Origin of the sequence: Mesorhizobium sp. M7A.F.Ca.CA.002.05.1.1, from assembly GCF_003998335.1 — a bacterium.
In the GTDB taxonomy this organism is placed as follows: Bacteria; Pseudomonadota; Alphaproteobacteria; order Rhizobiales; family Rhizobiaceae; genus Mesorhizobium.
The window spans coordinates 1-2919 of the sequence record NZ_RZQI01000505.1; the positions used below are offsets into that span (position 1 = coordinate 1).

General features: G+C 62.1%; 4 protein-coding genes and 1 pseudogene. 3 read left to right on the top strand and 2 right to left on the bottom strand.

All coding sequences use genetic code 11. The features are described from left to right. From EN939_RS39205 to EN939_RS22625, 3 genes and pseudogenes are all read left to right on the top strand, one after another. Window positions 1-82, top strand: a pseudogene (locus tag EN939_RS39205) (glyoxalase); the annotation flags it as partial. A 161-nt stretch (window positions 83-243) separates the two neighbouring features. After that, entirely contained in the window at window positions 244-1347 is a 1104-nt protein-coding gene (gene leuB, locus EN939_RS22620; protein WP_127269799.1) for a 3-isopropylmalate dehydrogenase, read from the top strand. Between the two features lie 4 nt (window positions 1348-1351). Next, on the top strand, window positions 1352-1834 hold the full coding sequence (locus EN939_RS22625) for a GNAT family N-acetyltransferase (protein WP_127269801.1): 483 nt from the start codon (window positions 1352-1354) through the stop codon (window positions 1832-1834). On the opposite strand, the gene EN939_RS22630 is transcribed toward EN939_RS22625, so the two are convergent. After that, window positions 1824-2486 carry a DUF805 domain-containing protein gene (locus tag EN939_RS22630; protein WP_127269803.1) on the bottom strand — a complete coding sequence of 221 codons (663 nt, stop codon included), beginning with the start codon at window positions 2484-2486 and terminating at the stop codon, window positions 1824-1826. The genes EN939_RS22625 and EN939_RS22630 overlap by 11 nt on opposite strands. Window positions 2487-2549: 63 nt before the next feature. Continuing rightward, the coding region (locus EN939_RS39210) for a DUF805 domain-containing protein (protein WP_245473139.1) at window positions 2550-2919 on the bottom strand (370 nt) is incomplete at its 5' end.

Here is a 2919-nt window from a genome sequence, read left to right on the forward strand (position 1 = left end):
GGCCGACGAGCCCTGGGGCGTGCGCCGCTTCTATGTCCGCGATCCGTGCGGCCGGCTGGTCAACATTCTCTCGCGTCGGTGAAGGCAAGGCGCTGCAATTTGCGGGAGGCTGGCGGGGCAGAGGGGAGCGCGAAGGATCGCAAACGAACGAGGTTGTTCTTGATCGCTGCGTTACTCCTTGCGCACAACCGGCTTGGCGTTTAGCAAGGCCGCGGTTCAAATTCTTTCCAGGACGGTTCCTCCATGGCAACGAAGCATCTTTTCCTGCTCCCCGGTGACGGCATCGGTCCCGAGGCCATGGCCGAGGTCAAGAAACTGATCGCGGTCATGAACGACAAGCTCGGCAGCGGTTTTGCCACCGATGAGGGGCTGGTCGGCGGCTGCGCCTATGACGCGCATGGCGCGGCGATCTCCGATGCCGACATGGAAAAGGCGATGGCGGCCGACGCGGTGCTGTTCGGCGCCGTCGGCGGTCCCAAATGGGATGCGGTGCCCTACGAGGTGCGCCCTGAGGCCGGCCTGCTGCGCCTGCGCAAGGACATGGAGCTGTTTGCCAACCTTCGCCCGGCCATCTGCTATCCGGCGCTGGCGGCGTCCTCCTCGCTCAAGCAGGAGGTGGTCGAAGGCCTCGACATATTGATCGTGCGCGAGCTGACCGGCGGCGTCTATTTCGGCGAGCCCAAGCAGATCATCGATCTCGGCAACGGCCAGAAGCGCGGCATCGACACGCAGGTCTACGACACGTTCGAGATCGAGCGCATTTCGGGCGTCGCTTTCGAACTGGCACGCACGCGCAAGAACCGTGTCACTTCGATGGAAAAGCGCAATGTGATGAAGTCGGGCGTGTTGTGGAACGAGGTCGTCACCCAGACCCACAAGGCGCGCTATTCCGACGTCAAGCTCGACCACATGCTGGCCGATGCCGGCGGCATGCAGCTGGTGCGCTGGCCAAAACAGTTCGACGTCATTGTCACCGACAATCTGTTCGGCGACATGCTGTCCGACATTGCCGCCATGCTGACCGGCTCGATCGGCATGCTGCCGTCGGCCTCGCTCGGCGCGCCTGACGTGAAGACCAAGAAGCGCAAGGCGCTTTACGAGCCGGTGCACGGTTCAGCCCCCGACATAGCCGGCAAGGGCATCGCCAACCCGATCGCCATGATCGCTTCCTTCGCCATGTGCCTGCGCTATTCCTTCGGCATGGTCGATGAAGCCGACCGTGTCGAAAGCGCGATCGCCGCCGTGCTCGACGAAGGCCTGCGGACGAAAGACATCATGTCCGATGGCATGACCGAGGTCGGTACGGTTCAGATGGGCGACGCGATCATCGCCAAATTCCTGGGCTGATTCCGTGACGGTCGACGTCCGCTGGGCGACGATCGAGGACGCGACGGCACTCGCGGCCATATTGTGCGAGATGGCGGAGCATTACCGGCAGCCGCCTCTCGATGCTGACCGGGCCCTGTCTGCTGCACGCAAATGGCTTGGCGAGGAAAGCCCGGCCTATCCGCATTTCGCGCTCGCCTTCGTCGACGGCGAAGTCAGCGGCCTGGCGTCGGTGGCGATCGCGCATCCCGGTATCGATCTCGAGCGGCTGCTGTTCCTCAAGGATCTGTTCGTATGCGAGAAGGTTCGCAACGCCGGCGTCGGCCGGGCGCTGATCGGCTTTCTCGCCGATCATTGCCTGCGCGAAGGCATCGGCCGCATCGACCTGACCACCGAGGACTGGAACGAGGGCGCGCTGCGCTTCTACGACCGGCTTGGCGCCGAGCGCCACGGCCAGAAGGTCTTTCTCAGGCTTTCAGGCGAAGCGCTGAAGGCGGCTAGATCCTGACGCCTGCCGGCACCGGTCCCCAAGGGTTTTCGCCCACCTGGGACGGCAGAAGTCCGAAGACCAGCAAGGCAATGCTGCCAATGGGAGTTATGAAGCCCAGAAGTGCAAACCAGCCGCTCAGACCCGCGTCATGCACACGCCGCACGACGAGCGCAATCGACGGCAGGATCAATCCCGAAAAGAAAAGAAGGAAGGGTATGAGCCCTATGGCCCTCATCGGCGTCCTGTCCGCATTGGTTTTGAAGCCATTGAACGCCAGGTCAACGAGTATTCCGAAGCCTAGAAGCGCCAATATCCCGAGGGTGTAGAATAGCCAGAAGGCCCAGAATTCCTTGCGGCGGGCGCGACCTTTGAAATTGCTATAGTCCGCAATTATCGCGCGCCAGAAGTAAGCCCACAGACCCATGGAATAGGCGGGCCTGCTCTCGGCCGAACGGCGTGGCTGGCCCGTGCTTGGCGATGGCGCTGTCGGGGTGACGGCGACTATATCGTGCGCCGTACCGTCCTCCGGTTGAAACTCGACAAGGGTGCCCCTGGCGAGGGTCACTTCATGGCTCACATCGTCACGGGCAAAGATATAACGCTTGCTGTCGATTCCGTCGATGTAGCCGTAGTCCTGATCCTGATCGTAGTGGAATATCGTGCCACGCATGTTTCTCCCCCGCGTTGCGCAAATACTACCCAGGGTTGTTTGTGATTGCAATACACGTGGCGGCTAAATCCTGACACCCGCCGGCACCGGCCCCCACTGGTTTTCCCGGGCCTGCGTCGGGATCAGCGCGAAGACCAGGATGATCAGGCTGCCGATGGTCGGGATCAGGATCAGCAGGCAGAGCCAGCCTGACAGGCCGATGTCGTGCAGCCGGCGCACGATCATGCCGAGGCTGGGAAGAATTGTCGCCAGCAGGAACGTGCCGCACAACCCGACCGTTATCGCGCCCGAAATATCACTGTCGAAACCGCCCATATCCATATCGGTGTACAGGCCGATGCCGCCGATGATCAGCAGGCAAACCGTCCAGAACAGGCAGTAGCCCCAATATTCCTTGCGGCGGGCGCGTCCGGCGAAATTGAAATAGTTCTGC